11 protein-coding genes and 2 tRNA genes are annotated in these 13,686 nt (G+C 67.7%); 6 read left to right on the top strand and 7 right to left on the bottom strand.

Annotated features, from left to right (window positions below; genetic code table 11):
• Window positions 1-175: 175 nt before the first annotated feature.
• Complete coding sequence (locus AAHM41_RS34290) at window positions 176-1,099, top strand: SIS domain-containing protein (RefSeq protein ID WP_342241121.1); 924 nt, start codon at window positions 176-178, stop codon at window positions 1,097-1,099.
• Window positions 1,092-2,549 (top strand): N-acyl-D-amino-acid deacylase family protein, encoded by a 1,458-nt coding sequence (locus tag AAHM41_RS34295; protein WP_342241122.1) that lies wholly within the window; start codon window positions 1,092-1,094, stop codon window positions 2,547-2,549. Before AAHM41_RS34290 ends, AAHM41_RS34295 begins: the two co-directional genes overlap by 8 nt.
• A 31-nt stretch (window positions 2,550-2,580) precedes the next feature.
• Here AAHM41_RS34295 and AAHM41_RS34300 read toward each other — a convergent pair whose 3' ends face one another.
• The gene (locus AAHM41_RS34300; RefSeq protein WP_342241123.1) at window positions 2,581-3,576 is read right to left on the bottom strand and encodes a hypothetical protein; all 996 of its coding nucleotides are present in this window, start codon (window positions 3,574-3,576) and stop codon (window positions 2,581-2,583) included.
• A gap of 673 nt (window positions 3,577-4,249) precedes the next feature.
• Here AAHM41_RS34300 and AAHM41_RS34305 point away from each other — a divergent pair.
• From AAHM41_RS34305 to AAHM41_RS34315, 3 genes are all read left to right on the top strand, one after another.
• Window positions 4,250-4,325: transfer RNA gene (locus tag AAHM41_RS34305), tRNA-Phe, on the top strand.
• 1 nt (window position 4,326) lies between these two features.
• Window positions 4,327-4,403: transfer RNA gene (locus AAHM41_RS34310), tRNA-Arg, on the top strand.
• Window positions 4,404-4,517: 114 nt separating this feature from the next.
• Window positions 4,518-4,973: a DUF4126 family protein gene (locus AAHM41_RS34315; RefSeq protein WP_342241124.1), complete on the top strand. Its 456-nt coding sequence runs from the start codon at window positions 4,518-4,520 to the stop codon at window positions 4,971-4,973.
• Window positions 4,974-4,986: 13 nt separating this feature from the next.
• Here AAHM41_RS34315 and AAHM41_RS34320 read toward each other — a convergent pair whose 3' ends face one another.
• The 6 genes from AAHM41_RS34320 to AAHM41_RS34345 all read right to left on the bottom strand — a co-directional run bounded on the left by AAHM41_RS34320 (window position 4,987) and on the right by AAHM41_RS34345 (window position 10,008).
• Window positions 4,987-6,243, bottom strand: a complete 1,257-nt coding sequence (locus AAHM41_RS34320; protein ID WP_342241125.1) for an ABC transporter permease — start codon at window positions 6,241-6,243, stop codon at window positions 4,987-4,989.
• Window positions 6,240-6,986, bottom strand: coding sequence for an ABC transporter ATP-binding protein (locus AAHM41_RS34325; RefSeq protein WP_342241126.1), 747 nt, complete (start codon window positions 6,984-6,986; stop codon window positions 6,240-6,242). Before AAHM41_RS34325 ends, AAHM41_RS34320 begins: the two co-directional genes overlap by 4 nt.
• On the bottom strand, window positions 6,986-7,429 hold the full coding sequence (locus AAHM41_RS34330; protein ID WP_342241127.1) for a hypothetical protein: 444 nt from the start codon (window positions 7,427-7,429) through the stop codon (window positions 6,986-6,988). Before AAHM41_RS34330 ends, AAHM41_RS34325 begins: the two co-directional genes overlap by 1 nt.
• A gap of 34 nt (window positions 7,430-7,463) precedes the next feature.
• A complete protein-coding gene (locus AAHM41_RS34335; protein ID WP_342241128.1) occupies window positions 7,464-8,732 on the bottom strand; it encodes a M20/M25/M40 family metallo-hydrolase in 1,269 nt (422 codons plus the stop codon).
• A 174-nt stretch (window positions 8,733-8,906) separates the two neighbouring features.
• Complete coding sequence (locus AAHM41_RS34340) at window positions 8,907-9,341, bottom strand: MAPEG family protein (protein WP_342241129.1); 435 nt, start codon at window positions 9,339-9,341, stop codon at window positions 8,907-8,909.
• Between the two features lie 28 nt (window positions 9,342-9,369).
• Window positions 9,370-10,008, bottom strand: a complete 639-nt coding sequence (locus AAHM41_RS34345) for a YqaA family protein (RefSeq protein ID WP_342241130.1) — start codon at window positions 10,006-10,008, stop codon at window positions 9,370-9,372.
• 749 nt (window positions 10,009-10,757) lie between these two features.
• On the opposite strand from AAHM41_RS34345, the gene AAHM41_RS34350 reads away from it, so the two are divergent.
• Window positions 10,758-13,637, top strand: a complete 2,880-nt coding sequence (locus AAHM41_RS34350; RefSeq protein WP_342241131.1) for an ATP-binding protein — start codon at window positions 10,758-10,760, stop codon at window positions 13,635-13,637.
• The last annotated feature ends 49 nt before the right edge of the window (window positions 13,638-13,686 follow it).

Here is a 13,686-nt window from a genome sequence, read left to right on the forward strand (position 1 = left end):
ACTTCACCTTGAATCATTCTCCCCAGACCCTCGCAAATCACTTTCGTGCATCCCGTAGCCCGCGGGGGGAGGGGGAGGATGAAAAGCCTGGGCTGGTCCCAGGATTGTTATCGCCAAGCTTGCCCCAGCCATCGAAAGGCTGTCGCCCTCCCCACCCATCCCCCAAGGCCGCCTGATGGCCTATGTGGTCGACATCGTCTCGCGCCTGCGCCGCATGGAGGCCTCGCTGCGGCCGTCCGAGCAGCGCGTGGCCGAGGCGGTGCTGGCCGATCCCGGCTTCGCCACCCACGCCAGCATCGCCGAGCTGGCGCGCCGTGCCCGGGTCAGCGAGCCGTCGGTCACCCGGTTCTGCCGCGCCCTCGGCTGCGACAGCGTGCGCGACTTCAAGGTCCGGCTGGCGCAGAACCTCGCCGTCGCCAGCCCCTATCTGGAGCGCCGCCCCCAGGCCGGCGCGCCGCCGGACGACGTCGCCCAGCTGGCCGACCGGGTGCTGGACAGCGTGATCGAGGCGGTGACCGCCGTGCGCAACCAGCTCGACCCGCAGCCGCTGCGCCAGGCGATCGAGGCGATCGCCCGCGCCCGGCGGCTCGACATCTACGGCATCGGCGGCGGCTCGCACGCGGTCGGCCACGACGCCTATCTGCGCTTCTTCCGCCTCGACCTGCCGACCGATTTCCACGCCGACACCCAGCTGCAGCGCATGTCGGCCGCCACGCTCGGCCCGGGCGACTGCGTGCTGGCGATCTGCAACTCCGGCCGCTTCCGCGACCTGGTGGAGAGCGCCGAGATCGCCCGGCACTACGGCGCCACGGTCGTCGCTCTCACCCGCCCGGACACGCCGCTGGCCCGCGCTGCCGAGATCCTGCTGGCGGTCGCCCCGCCCGAGGACAGCGACATCTTCAAGCCGACCGCGTCGCGCCTGGCCCATATGGCGGTGATCGACGTGGTCGCGACCGGCGTGGCCATGCGCCGCGGCCCGACCGCCCTCGAAAGCCTGCGCCGGGTCAAATACACTCTCAGCCAGATCCCCACCCTCGACGAGCCGGCCGCTCCCGTGTCGCCCCGGCCCCGCCCTGTCCGACGGAAAGCCCATGCCTGACCGCGCCCCTTACGACCTGCTGCTCCGCAACGGCACCGTGATCGACGGCTCCGGCGCGCCCCGCATCCAGGCCGACGTCGCCATCCTGGGCGACCGCATCGCCGCCGTGGCCCCGACCGGCAGCATCGCCGCCGACCGGGCGAAGGACAGCATCGACATCGCCGGCCGGGTGGTGGCGCCCGGTTTCATCGACGTGCACACCCATGACGACCGGGCGGTGATCGACGGCCCGGACATGCTGCCGAAGATCAGCCAGGGCGTGACCACGGTGGTGGTCGGCAATTGCGGCATCAGCCTGTCGCCGCTGACGCTGAAGGGCGCCCCGCCGCCGCCCTTGAACCTGCTGGGCGACGAAGCCGCCTACGAGTTCCCGAGCTTCGCCGACTATCGCGGCCGGCTGGGCGAGGTGGTGCCGGGCGTCAACGTGGCGGCGCTGATCGGCCATTCCTCGCTGCGCATCGGCACCATGGCGGATGTCGGCCGCAAGGCGGATGCCGGCGAGATCGACGCCATGCGCCGCCTGCTGGCCGACAGCCTCGACGCCGGCGCCATCGGCTTCTCCACCGGCCTCTACTACAAGCCCAACGCCGCCGCCGACGCCGACGAGGTGGCGGCGCTGGCCGAACTCCTGGCCGACCGCGGCGGCGTCTATGCCACCCATATGCGCGACGAGCACGACAAGGTGCTCGATTCGCTGGAGGAGAGCTTCTCGACCGCCCGCCGGGCCCGCGTGCCGGTGGTGATTTCGCACCACAAATGCGCCGGTCCGCACAATTGGGGCCGCAGCCGCGAGACCCTGCCGGTGATCGAGGAAGCCAGCCGCCACCAGCCGGTCGGGCTCGACGCCTATCCCTACACCGCCGGCTCGACCGTGCTGGACCCGGACCATGTCACCGGCGACATCCGGATCATGGTCGCCTGGTCCAAGGCCCGGCCGGAGATGGCGGGCCGCGACCTGGCCGAGATCGCCGCGGAATGGGGCTGCACCGAGAAGGAGGCGGCGGTGCGGCTGCACCCGGCCGGCGCCATCTATTTCCAGATGGACGAGGCCGATGTCCGCCGCATCCTGTCCTTCCCGCTGACCATGATCGGCTCGGACGGGCTGCCGCATGACAGCCACCCGCACCCCCGCCTGTGGGGCACCTTCCCGCGCGTGCTGGGCCATTACAGCCGCGACCTCGGCCTGTTCCCGCTGGAGACGGCGGTGCACAAGATGACCGGCCTGTCGGCGATGCGCTTCAACCTGGCCGACCGCGGCCTGGTGCGCGAAGGCCACGCCGCCGACCTGGTGGTGTTCGACCCCAACCATATCGCCGACGCCGCCACCTTCGAAGCCCCGAAGACCCCGTCCCGCGGCCTCGACTTCGTGCTGGTCAACGGCCGGATGTCCTGGCGCGCCGGCGAGACCGAGGTGGACCGGGCGGGAAGGCTGCTGGCGCAGACAGCATAATGCGGGCGAGTCTATGTGAATTGACCACTCATCAATCTGGCCCTTGGGCGGTCTGCGCCGGCTGGGATTTGAACTTCAGCAGCCGATCTTCACTGGCAAATTTCTCGATGATGGCCGTGAGGCTTGCGGCACGCTCCTCCATCGTATCGCCGGACGGCGGATGGGCGCGGCCCTGGGGCGTCGCCGCCCACTGCGCCTCGGCTCTGGCGAGCAGCAGCGGGCGCAGCATGGGCCACTCTGTCTTGTCGTAGTCCGCAAGCGGCCCGCGTTGAATGCCGAGCGCCGCCTCCCGCTCCGCCGCACCCGCATAAAGCTCGTCGCGCTGCGCGTCCGTCAGTGGCGGCAAGCCGGCCTTCTCGCGAGCGATATCGACGCCGCTGACATAGGCCTGTATGTGATCCGCGTCGACGTTTCGCTCAGGCGGCCAGCCATCGATCGCACGCGCAAAGCGCTCGCCGTCATCGGCATCAAGTCCCATTCCCTCAAACAGATCGCGTGCATGCGTGATGCGCTCGTCGAGCGGCAGTGCGTTGTCGAAGATCTCAGGGCTATGGCCGAGAATGGCATGCAGCAATTCATGCTCAAGGACCGGGTTTCCGTCCGTATCCAGCGCCGATTCCGGAATGTAGACCTCGCCATTGACGGTCACGCCTCCCGTGCCGGGATAACGACTCTCATAGTCTTCATCGCTGAGCACATGGATCTTCACGCCCAGCCGCTCCGCTTCGGCAATGATCTTTGCGCCGGTCGGAGACTGTTTCGACACTTCGGCCTTATAGCCCTCCAGCTTCTGCTGTCTCGCCCAAGCCTCCTTCACCATCCGCTCGATAAGGTCGGCGAAGCCCTCGCCTTTTTCGACACCCCCGCTGTTGCCGGGGTCGTCGACCGTCTTATCCGTCTCTCCCGCTGCTCCGCGCATGCGCGTCGATTGCGAAATCGCGTCATTGAAGGCTTGCTGCTGTGCCCATGAAACAGGCGCGGTTCGCCCGTTTTGCATCGATGCGCCGGTGTCGATCCGAAAAGACATGCCGCCTCTCCATCCCATTTGCGCAGATGAGCCGGAGAATACTACCTCTCGTCGCCTAGGTTTGAAATCCATTTGGTTTAAGATTTCGTTGCCGGCCGCTTTATGCGAAGCGCGTGCGGATTTGCGGCCTGGTTCGCGACGGCCGTGCCGCCGCCTCATCTCTTCGCTTGTGAGGCCAGTTCACAGCGATTCGTTGTGCCGGCGGGGCGGGCGGGCTATATCAGCCGCCAGGCGGCCCGAGCTCCGGGTCGATCGGTCCTGGAACGCGATGACTGACGTGGCGCACAAGCGGCGATTTCGATCGAAGCGATCCCCAGGTGGGATGCGCTGACGATCTCGCACGGCATCACGTCTGTCCTGCGGGTTCAGCAGCCCCACCGGTTCGGTGGGGCTTTTTTGTTGCCAACCCAGGAGCCTGTCATGCGACGACGATGCCGGATGAGCCGATTTATCATCCCCCCTCAAAACAAAAGTACTGCCATCGACGTCCAGTTCGCAAATAAAATTTGCGTAGTCGGATGATGTTTACTTAATTGCAAAAATGGTTTTGCAATATATCTTGAGTTTCTTTGATTTTATTATTGACTCACCAGCAAATACGGAATAGATATCGTCTATCGATCATCGGAAATTTGAAGCAGGATACGAATTGCCGTCGACTGAAGTCGTCCTCGCCTGGGTAGCTCAGTGGGTAGAGCGCCGGCTTGAAGTCCCGGAGGTCGCTGGTTCGGTCCCAGCCTCAGGCACCATGTTCCCGTAGCTCAACTGGATAGAGCGCCGGATTACGAATCCGGAGGTTGGAGGTTCGACCCCTCCCGGGAACGCCATCCCTTCCGTCCGCGACCTCACCGCCGGGATCGACAGGCGGGCGGGGATCGCCGATGCTGGCGGCCGATTTTCAGACCGGCCCGCGCGGCCGTGCATTTCCGGGGGAGATTTCGATGCTGGTCCTCGCCTTCCTGATCGGGTGCGTTGCCGGGCTGCGGACGATGACCGCGCCGGCCGCCGTCAGCTGGGCCGCGCATCTCGGCTGGCTGCCGCTCGACGGCACCGGGCTGGCCTTTCTCGGCGCTTCGATCACGCCCTGGCTGCTGACCGCCGCCGCGATCGCCGAACTGATCGCCGACCAGCTGCCGCGGACGCCGAGCCGGAAGGTGCCGGTGCAGTTCGGCGCCCGGATCGTCAGCGGCGCGGTCTGCGGCGCCGCCTTCGGCATCGTCGGCGGCTCGGTGATCGTCGGCCTCATCGCCGGCGTGGCCGGCGCCGTGGCCGGCACCCTGGTGGGCTACGAGCTGCGGTCCCGGCTGGCCCGAGCCATGGGGCGCGACCTGCCGATCGCCCTACTGGAGGACGCGGTCGCGATCGGCAGCGCGGCCTGGATCGTCACGTCGGTGTGAACAGAGGCGACCCTCACTCCCCCGCCAGCGCCTCGGCCAGCGGCCGGCGCTGGATCAGCCAGGCGGGCAGTGCGGCCAGGGCGAAGCCGATCAGCAGCACCGCCAGCGCGATCCAAAGCTCGGCCGTGCCCAGGGTCGGCTGCAGGGCGATGCCGGTCTGGGCCGCGAGCGCCCGGCTGATGACGAAGGACAGGGCCCAGCCGCCCGCCAGGCCGAGCAGCACGCCCGCCGCCACCAGCGCCGCGGTGAAGCCCCAGGCGACGGCGAAGACGTAGCGGCGCGGCGCGCCCAGGGCCCGCAGGGTGACGAATTGCGGCGTCAGCAGGCGCAGCAGGATGACGACGCTGGCGACCAGCGCCAGCAGCACCAGCGCCTGGGTGACGATCGCCAGCAGCGCCATCAGCCGCCGCAGGTCGCCGAGGATGCCGTACAGCTTGATCAGCGCCTCGGCCGGGAAGAACGCCATGGATCCGTCGGTGGCATAGGCCTGCCGCAGCCGGTAGGCGCCGGCGACGTCCTTGGCGTGCAGCACCGCCGCCGGGATGCCCGGGGTGCGGGCCGGGTCGAAGGGCGGGCCGATCCGCGCCTCGCCCTCGGCATGGCCGTCCGGCAGGCCGTGCACCGCCCAGACCAGCTCGACCGGCACCACGATGGCCCGGTCCCAGGGCGAGCCGGTCGGCTTCATCCGGCCGACCACGGTCAGCTCGATGTCGTGGCCGTCGGCCTCGCCGTGATCGGCATGCTCCTCCTCCGCCTCATGGCCGTCATCGTCCTCTTCCGCAGCCCTGGCGTGGACGCCGTGGGTCGGCCGGAAGCGGTCGCCGAGGCGCAGCGGCGATGCGGCGCCGATCACGGCCTCGGCCCGTGACCCGAAGACCCGGCCCTCCGCCAGCCCGTCGGAGAGATGCGCCACCAGCGCCGGGATGGCGCCGACGATCGGGCTGCCGCGCAGGCTGTCGCCGAAGGCGAGCGGCGAGACGAAGGCAGGGCGGTCGTCGTTCAGCAGCGCCGCCGTGACCTCCGGCGCCAGCAGCCGGACCGCGCCGGGCTGCAGATAGACCGCGGTCAGCAGCGTGTCGGTCTGGCTGCCCGGCGCCGCCACCACCAGGTCGAACCGGTCCGCGGCCCGGGCGCTGCCGGTGCGCAGGGCGCGCTCCTGCGACAGGATGGCGACCGACAGGGCCACGCCGGCGCCGACCAGCAGCACGAACACCAGGGCGGTGAAGCGATAGCGCCGCAGCGCCGCCCCGATCACCGGCCACGGATTCACCGGAAGGCTCCGGGGAGGGCCACGGCCGCCGGCACGGCCTCCGCCGGCTCCTCGGCTTCGGCCAGGGCACCGGCCCGCAGGGTCAGGACGGCCGCCGCCCGCCCGGCCAGCGCCGGGTCGTGGGTGGCGCAGACGACGATCTTGCCGGCTCCGGCCAGTTCCGCCAGCGCCGCGGCAACGCGCTCGCCGTTCTCGGCATCCAGGCTCGCCGTCGGCTCGTCCGCCAGGATGATCGGCGGGTCCAGCAGCAGCGCCCGGGCCAGGGCCACGCGCTGCTGCTCGCCGCGCGACAGCCGCGCGGCGGGAACGGCCCGGTCGGGCACCTCGAAGCGCGCCAGCAGCTCGCGCGCCCGCGCCCGCAGGGCGGGATCGAGCCGGGAGCGCGAGAACAGCGCCGGCAGGGTGACATTGGCCAGCGCCCCCAGCTCCTCCACCAGCCGGAACTGCTGGAACACCAGCCCGCACTGCCGGCGGCGCCAGGCGTCGCGCGCGCCTTCGGCCAGGCCGCTGACGACGGTGCCGCCGAAACCGACCTCGCCCTCGGCCGGGCGGACGATCCCGGCCAGGGTGTGGATCAGCGTGGTCTTGCCCGAGCCGGACGGCCCGACCACGACGGTCAGGCGGCCGGCCGGGAAGCGCGCCGAGACCGACCGCAGCGCCTCGATCGGCGCGCCGGTCCGGTCGCGGAACCGGGCGGAGATGCCGCGGGCCGTCAGCTCCGGCGGCCCGGCGGCATCCGGCATCACGACAGCTCGAAGGTGGCGTCGACCAGCCGGACCCGGCTGACGAAGCCGGTGGCGGCGTCGGTGGCCGGGCCGATCTCCAGCACGCCCCTGGCCACGATCAGCGCGCCGGGGTCCACCGCCTCCTCCCGCTCGCGCATCCGGACGAAGACGATGCTGTCGATCCAGTCGCCCTCGGAGGCGCAGAACGGGCAGGTCTCGACCGGCGCGTTGGACAGGATGAAGAAGTCGGAATCGACCTTCAGATGCGGCGCCATGAAACCCTGGATCGAGACCCGGGTGCCGGCCAGGGATTGCGCCTTGGGCGAAAAGCTCATGTCCCGGCCGTAGAGCTGGAACATGCGGATTCGCTGCTCCTCGGCCCGGCCCCGCCGGCCGGCGAGCGTCAGCGCCGCCAGCCCGGCGGTCAGGGTTCGGGTGAACAATCCGCGTCGCGTGATCATTCCGGTGCCCTCCGTCGATGACGGGCCCAGCCTCTCATTCCATGCCGGCTGCGGCGAGAACGGTCGCGAGGCTGGTCGCCATGCCCTTGACCATCGGCTCCTTCTCGACATCGAGCCATTCGTCGAGCGAATGCGCCCGGCCGTTCTTGTCCGGCCCGTTCTTGCCCAGGGTCACGGCGGGGATGCCGAGGCTCCAGGGGATGTTGGAATCGTTCGACCCCTCGCGCGGCCCCTTGAACTCGTAGCCGGCGGCCAGGATCGACGCCTTGGCCAGCTGGAACAGCGGCTCGGTCTCGGCGATGGTGCCCGCCGGCCGATCGCCGATCACCGTGGCCTCGACCGTGATCTTGCCCTCCTTGGTGGAGCGGGCGAAGTTCTCGGTGTCGGCCGCCTGCTGGATGATGGCCAGCAGGCGCTGCTCCATCTTGGCCAGCTCCGCGGCGTCGCCGGACCGCATGTCGACCTCCATCGACACCTCGAGCGGGATCGAGTTGACCGAGGTGCCGCCCTTCAGCACACCGACATTGTAGGTCACCTTCGGGTCGGTCGGAACCTCCGTCCGGGCCAGCAGCGAGATCGCCTCGGCCAGGGCGTAGCTCGGATTGACCAGGCCGAAGGCGCCGAAGCTGTGGCCGCCCGGCCCCTTGAAGGCGATGCGGTAGCGCTTCGACCCGACGCCTTGATTGGTGAACGTGTCCGCCGACCCGCCTTCCATCGAGAAGAAGGACTTGATCCGGTCCTTGTACTTGCCCTCGGTGAACAGGTGGCGCACGCCGCGCAGGTCGCCCAGCCCCTCCTCGCCCACTGTGCCGACGAACAGGATGGTGTCCTTGTGCCTGATCCCGGCCGCGTCCATGGCGCGGATATAGGACAGCAGCGCCGCCAGGCTGAAGGTGTCGTCGCTGACGCCCGGCGCATTCAGCCGGGTGCCGTCGCGCCGGACCGTGACGTCGGTGCCTTCCGGGAACACGGTGTCGAGATGGGCGGAGACCACGACGACGCGGTCGTCGGTGCCCGTGCCGCGGCGCAGCCCGAGGACGTTGCCCTCCTCGTCGATCTCCACCTCGGCCAGGCCGGCGCTCTTGAACAGCTCGGCATAGGCCTTCCCCCTCGCATCCTCCTTGAAAGGCGGAGCCGGGATCTCGACCAGGCGGATGCCCTCCGCGACATAGGGCTCGTAATTCTTGTCGATATGCTCGACGGCGGCCTTGTAGGCGGCGCTGTCCCGCACCTTCTGGATCTGCGCCGTCGCCTGGGTCGCCGCATCCTCGGCGAAGGCCGGCAAGGCCAGGCTGACCACCATCGCGGCGGTCAGAACCGATACGCCTGGCAGAACCGATAGGCTCGGCAGAATCGATATGCGTTGCAGAAACGACATGCGCCCCCTCCCTGACATTCCGTATACCGGGAACGCTACCACTTGTCAGACAAGCGTCAAGCCATCGTCGAGATCATTGCGGGGCGAGCCGGCGCGGGCTCACACCGGCTCCACCCCGGCCAGCAGGATGCGCAGCACGAAGATCACCCACATCGCCAGCAGCAGCACGAAGCCGGCGGCGAAGGCGCCGAAGCGGGGGGTCAAGCGGTTCGCGCCGGTGTGCACCGCCACATGCAGGAGGCGGGTGGCGACGAACAGCCAGGACATCACCACGAACGGCAGGTCCGCCTTCTTCGTCATCATCGCCAGGATCACCAGCACGAAGAACAGCACCGGCAGCTGCAGCTGGCTGTGAAAGCTGTTCCCGACCTGGGTGGCCCGCGCCGGCCACGCCGGCTGGCCGAGGACGATGTCGGCCGGCCGCACCTCGCCCCGCCGCAGCGCGCCGGCGCGCTCCCGCAGCAGCCAGACCGCCAGGACGAAGATCAGCGCCACCTGCACGAAGACCGGGAGGAGGATGGCTGGCACGGTCATGACCGGGGTCTCCGCGGTTCGGCGGCCGTCACACCTGGGTCATCACCGCGAAGCCGAGGGCGACGAGCAGCAGGAATCCCCAGAAGGCCCAGTTCAGGTACTTCTCGAGATAATGCCGCACCTGGTCGCCATAGATCCGCATCAAGACCGCGATCAGGAAGAAGCGCAGGCCGCGCGACACGATCGACGACAGGATGAAGGGCACGATCGGGAACTGGGCCACGCCGCTGGTGATGGTCACCAGCTTGTAGGGGATCGGCGTCACCCCCTTGGCCAGGATGATCCAGCTGCCCCATTCGGCGTATTTCTGCTGGAACTCGTGGAACCCGGCCTGCAGCCCGTAGAGGTTGATCAGCCAGGAGCCGACCGTCTCGAACAGGAAATAGCCGATGGCGTAGCCGACCAGGCCGCCGACCACCGAGGCGACGGTGCACAGCCCCGCCAGCCACCAGGCCCGCCGCGGGTTGGCGAGCATCATCGGGATCAGCACGACATCGGGCGGGATCGGGAAGAACGAGCTTTCGGCGAAGGACACGCCGGCCAGCGTCCACTGCGCCCGCGGCCCATGCGCCGCCCGGATCAGCCGGTCATATTGCCGCCGGATGAACCCCGGCCGCTCGACCCCGGCCTGCCCGCCTCCGGCCTGAAGACCCCCGTCCTGCACCACGCGCCGCTCCCCTGCCCCGGTCCCTCGTGCCATGGTCATAGACGGCGGCCGGGCCGGTGTCACGGGTGGGAATGGAGGGAGCGGCCCGGACGCCTGTGGCGACGGGCCTGTGATCGAGCCCTCACCCAGGAGAGCCGCCATTGCGGCGTTCGATCCGGTGCGCGCAAGCCGACAAACCCGGCCAGGTGGAACCGACCAGATGACCGGAGGACGATGGAGGCTTGTCCAGGTAGTCCATGGAGGGGACCCGCGCCGGAGCGGAGTGCCCACAAGACGCGACGCAGCGCAGGCGCGGGGAGGCACTGTGGGCCCACCTGGGCAACGGGGGGATCTCGGCAGGGCGCAGTCAGCAGGACCGGGATCGAAACAGCAACCGCTCTTCAGATCCGGCCTTTGGAGGTCGGATCGTTCTGATTGCCGAAATCTGAACGCCGTCCTGACGCCTGCGAACCGGACATCCCTCATGGCCGCGACGGTTCAGCTCCCAAGGGCGAAGGCCGGTTTGTCCCCATTGCCGTCATCCAGAGGCCTTCAAGGGCGCTCCGAACCGGACATTCCTCATCGTGGCGCCGGCTCCCGAACTGGACCTCAGGGCCGGGGCCGGTTGGCCCGGCCAGCCATCAGGGCTTCGGATGCCCTGCGATGTTGCGGGAGACGCAACGATACTGCCGTTTCGCTACGTGGCTGGTCAGGAGAATGCTATTTTTGGTCTCGTTTGCAGATAGAAGGAAGTTTTAAGGGAACGGATCGTGACGAGTGACCTTGCCGAACGGCCTCCGCGGTCCTTCACCTTCGGGCCCTTCGTGCTCATTCCCGAGCGCCAGTTGCTCTTGCAGGGCGAGGCTCCCGTTCGGGTAGGAGGCCGTGCACTGGACATCCTGACGGCCCTGGTCGAGCGCCCGGGCGAACTCGTGGGCAAACGCGAATTGATGGCGCGCGCCTGGCCGAACATCATCGTCGACGAGGGCAACCTCAAAGCCAATATGGCGGCCTTGCGACGAGCCCTCGGCGATGGCGTTGGAGCCGCGCACTACATAGCGACGGTAACGGGGCGGGGCTATCGGTTCATTGCGCCCGTCCGAGTCAGTGGACTGTCTGGCTTCGCGTCACCCCCCCGCGCGGCGACAGCGCGCAGCCACAATTTGCCGATCGCGACAACGAGGATCTTCGGAAGGGCGGATGCGATCCAAGCCATTCAACGCGATCTGGATGCGTCCCGGCTCGTGTCGATTGTCGGTGCCGGCGGCATCGGAAAAACGACGGTTGCTCTGGCCGTCGCCGAGCGGACGATCGGGCTGTTCAGAGACGGCGTATGGCTGATCGATCTGGCGCCGTTGAAGGATCCTTCGCTCGCGCCCAACGCCATCGCGGCTGCGATCGGCCTAGCAACGCACTCTGCGAACATGCTCGCTGCGTTGGGCAGCTATTTGCGCGATTGCGAGATGCTGCTCGTGCTCGACAATTGCGAGCACATCATTGAGGCCGCTGCCCTCTGTGCGGATCGAATCCTGGCCGAAACGCCAGATGTGAGGATCCTCGCCACCAGCCGGGAGCCGCTTCGCGTGAGAGGGGAACGCGTCCGCAGGCTGCCAGGACTGGGCGCGCCGCCCACTTCGTCTGACTTAAGCGCTGCGGAAGCGCTCAGGTTTCCCGCCATTCAGCTCTTCGTAGATCGCGCGACCGACAGGCTTGAGTCGTTCGAACTGAGCGACGCTAACGTACGGATGGTCGCTGAGATTTGCCGGCGACTCGATGGTCTCGCATTGGCGATCGAACTTGCGGCGACGCGCGTCGACTCCTTCGGCATGGACGGATTGCTCGCGCATCTGGACGATCGATTCCGCCTGCTGAGCGGGCTTCGCGCCAGCCCCGAGCGCCATCGCACACTGACAGCGATGATCGACTGGAGCTACGATCTTCTCTCGGACAGCGAGTGCGCGGTCATGCGCCGGCTGTCGGTCCTTCCCGGTTCGTTCAGTCTCGATTCCGCCTGCGCCGTCGCCGGTGAGGGCCTTGAACGAGTGCGGGTAATCGATGACCTGGCCAACCTCGTCGCAAAGTCTCTGCTTTCGGTGGATGTGGATGCCGACGACCTTGCATACCGCGCCTTGGAGACGACGCGTGCATACTGTCTCGAACGACTGCGGCTGAGCGGTGAGGAAGAGATGGCCCGCCGCCGACATGCGGAGCATATCTGCGCGGTTCTGGAGCGGGCAGCGAGCGAGTGGGCCCAACGGCCGGCCCCGGATTGGGCGCGTGCCTATGGAGGCGTCCTCGACGACCTACGCTCGGCGCTAGACTGGGCCAGAGGGGCTGCCGCGGACAGATCACTGTGCATTCGACTCGCTGTCGCGGGAAGCCTGCTCTGGAACCACTTCTCTTTTACCGAAGAATGCCGCGTCCGCGTCTCGCAGGCGCTCGATGAACTCGATGCAGCGGGACTTGTCGGGACGGCGGCCGAGATGCAGCTTCAGGTGTCGTTCGCAGGCACGACGATGTTCACGCGCGGCGCCATACCCGTGGCCATGGACGCGATGCGACGGGCGTTGGAAATTGCCGTTCGGATTGGTGACATCGACCATCAACTCCGTTGCCTACGGATGATCGGTACATACCAGCTGTTCGGCGGCGAGCACGATGCCGGGATCGGGACGCTTGAGACCTTCGTTTCAGTCGCCGCCGCGGCAGACCCCTCTGCGTTGCCGGCGGGCGAAACGCATTTGGCCGTAGCCGACCTGTTCATCGGCCGGCTTGAAGGCGCTCGGAAACGCATTGAACGCTTTTATGGGAACTATTTGAAAGACTCCAAGGACCCGCGGTTCGCGCGTTTTCTGTACGATAGAAATGTCGATGTCGGAAATATTCTGTCGCACATACAGTGGCTGACGGGGCTCCCCGACACGGCCGCGTGCACTACGGAGGTGACAATCGCGCTCGCGCGAGAGACCAAGCATGAGCTTTCTCTGAGCAATGCTCTCGCATGGGCTAGTCTAACCTTCCTTATGAGTAGGCGTTACCAAGAATGTGGCCGCTTTGCCGCGATGCTCGACGATCAAGTCGTGCGGCACGGTATCGTCATCTGGCGGCCGGTTGCCATGTTCTGTCGCGGTGCAGTGGCATGCGCGCAAGATGAAACGGCGGCCGAAGGGCTAGATGTGCTCGAGCAAGCTGTGGGGGAGTTCCGCGCCATAAGGCATCTGGCACGATTCCCCTTCTATCTCGGCGGCTTCGCGGACGCACTCGCCAAGTGCGGCCGCCTGACTGATGCCGCCACCACCATCCAGGAAGCGCTCGATCGCGCCCGCGCGCAGAACGAACAATGGTGCGTTCCTGAGCTTTTGCGCATCCGGGCCTCCATTTTAACGGACGATGTCCGGCCGGATGAGGCGGAGACGCTCCTCGTCGAGTCGATGGCTCTGGCCCGGGAAATCGGTGCGCTGTCATGGCGGTTGCGATCAGCCAACGATCTCGCAAAGCTCTGGCGCGCCTGGTCGCTGGCGGATGATGTACACAAGATGTTGCGGCCTATTTATAACGAATTTACCGAAGGGTTCGAAACGCACGACCTTGCCGTCGCAGCCGACCTTCTCGCCTCGCTCGCACACCTCGGAGATGGCCAAGCGGTCTAAAGCACGCCGGTTATTGGCGCGACACAGCCCGCGGGTCGAACTCGAACTG

Source organism: Inquilinus sp. OTU3971 (assembly GCF_038440215.1).

Bases quoted from the DNA above. Each gene is read 5' to 3' on its own strand.
- AAHM41_RS34290 (WP_342241121.1), top strand. From the start codon at position 176: ATGGCCTATGTGGTCGACATCGTCTCGCGCCTGCGCCGCATGGAGGCC.
- AAHM41_RS34295 (WP_342241122.1), top strand. From the start codon at position 1,092: ATGCCTGACCGCGCCCCTTACGACCTGCTGCTCCGCAACGGCACCGTG.
- AAHM41_RS34300 (WP_342241123.1), bottom strand. From the start codon at position 3,576: ATGTCTTTTCGGATCGACACCGGCGCATCGATGCAAAACGGGCGAACC.
- AAHM41_RS34315 (WP_342241124.1), top strand. From the start codon at position 4,518: ATGCTGGTCCTCGCCTTCCTGATCGGGTGCGTTGCCGGGCTGCGGACG.
- AAHM41_RS34325 (WP_342241126.1), bottom strand. From the start codon at position 6,986: ATGCCGGATGCCGCCGGGCCGCCGGAGCTGACGGCCCGCGGCATCTCC.
- AAHM41_RS34330 (WP_342241127.1), bottom strand. From the start codon at position 7,429: ATGATCACGCGACGCGGATTGTTCACCCGAACCCTGACCGCCGGGCTG.
- AAHM41_RS34335 (WP_342241128.1), bottom strand. From the start codon at position 8,732: ATGGTGGTCAGCCTGGCCTTGCCGGCCTTCGCCGAGGATGCGGCGACC.
- AAHM41_RS34340 (WP_342241129.1), bottom strand. From the start codon at position 9,341: ATGACCGTGCCAGCCATCCTCCTCCCGGTCTTCGTGCAGGTGGCGCTG.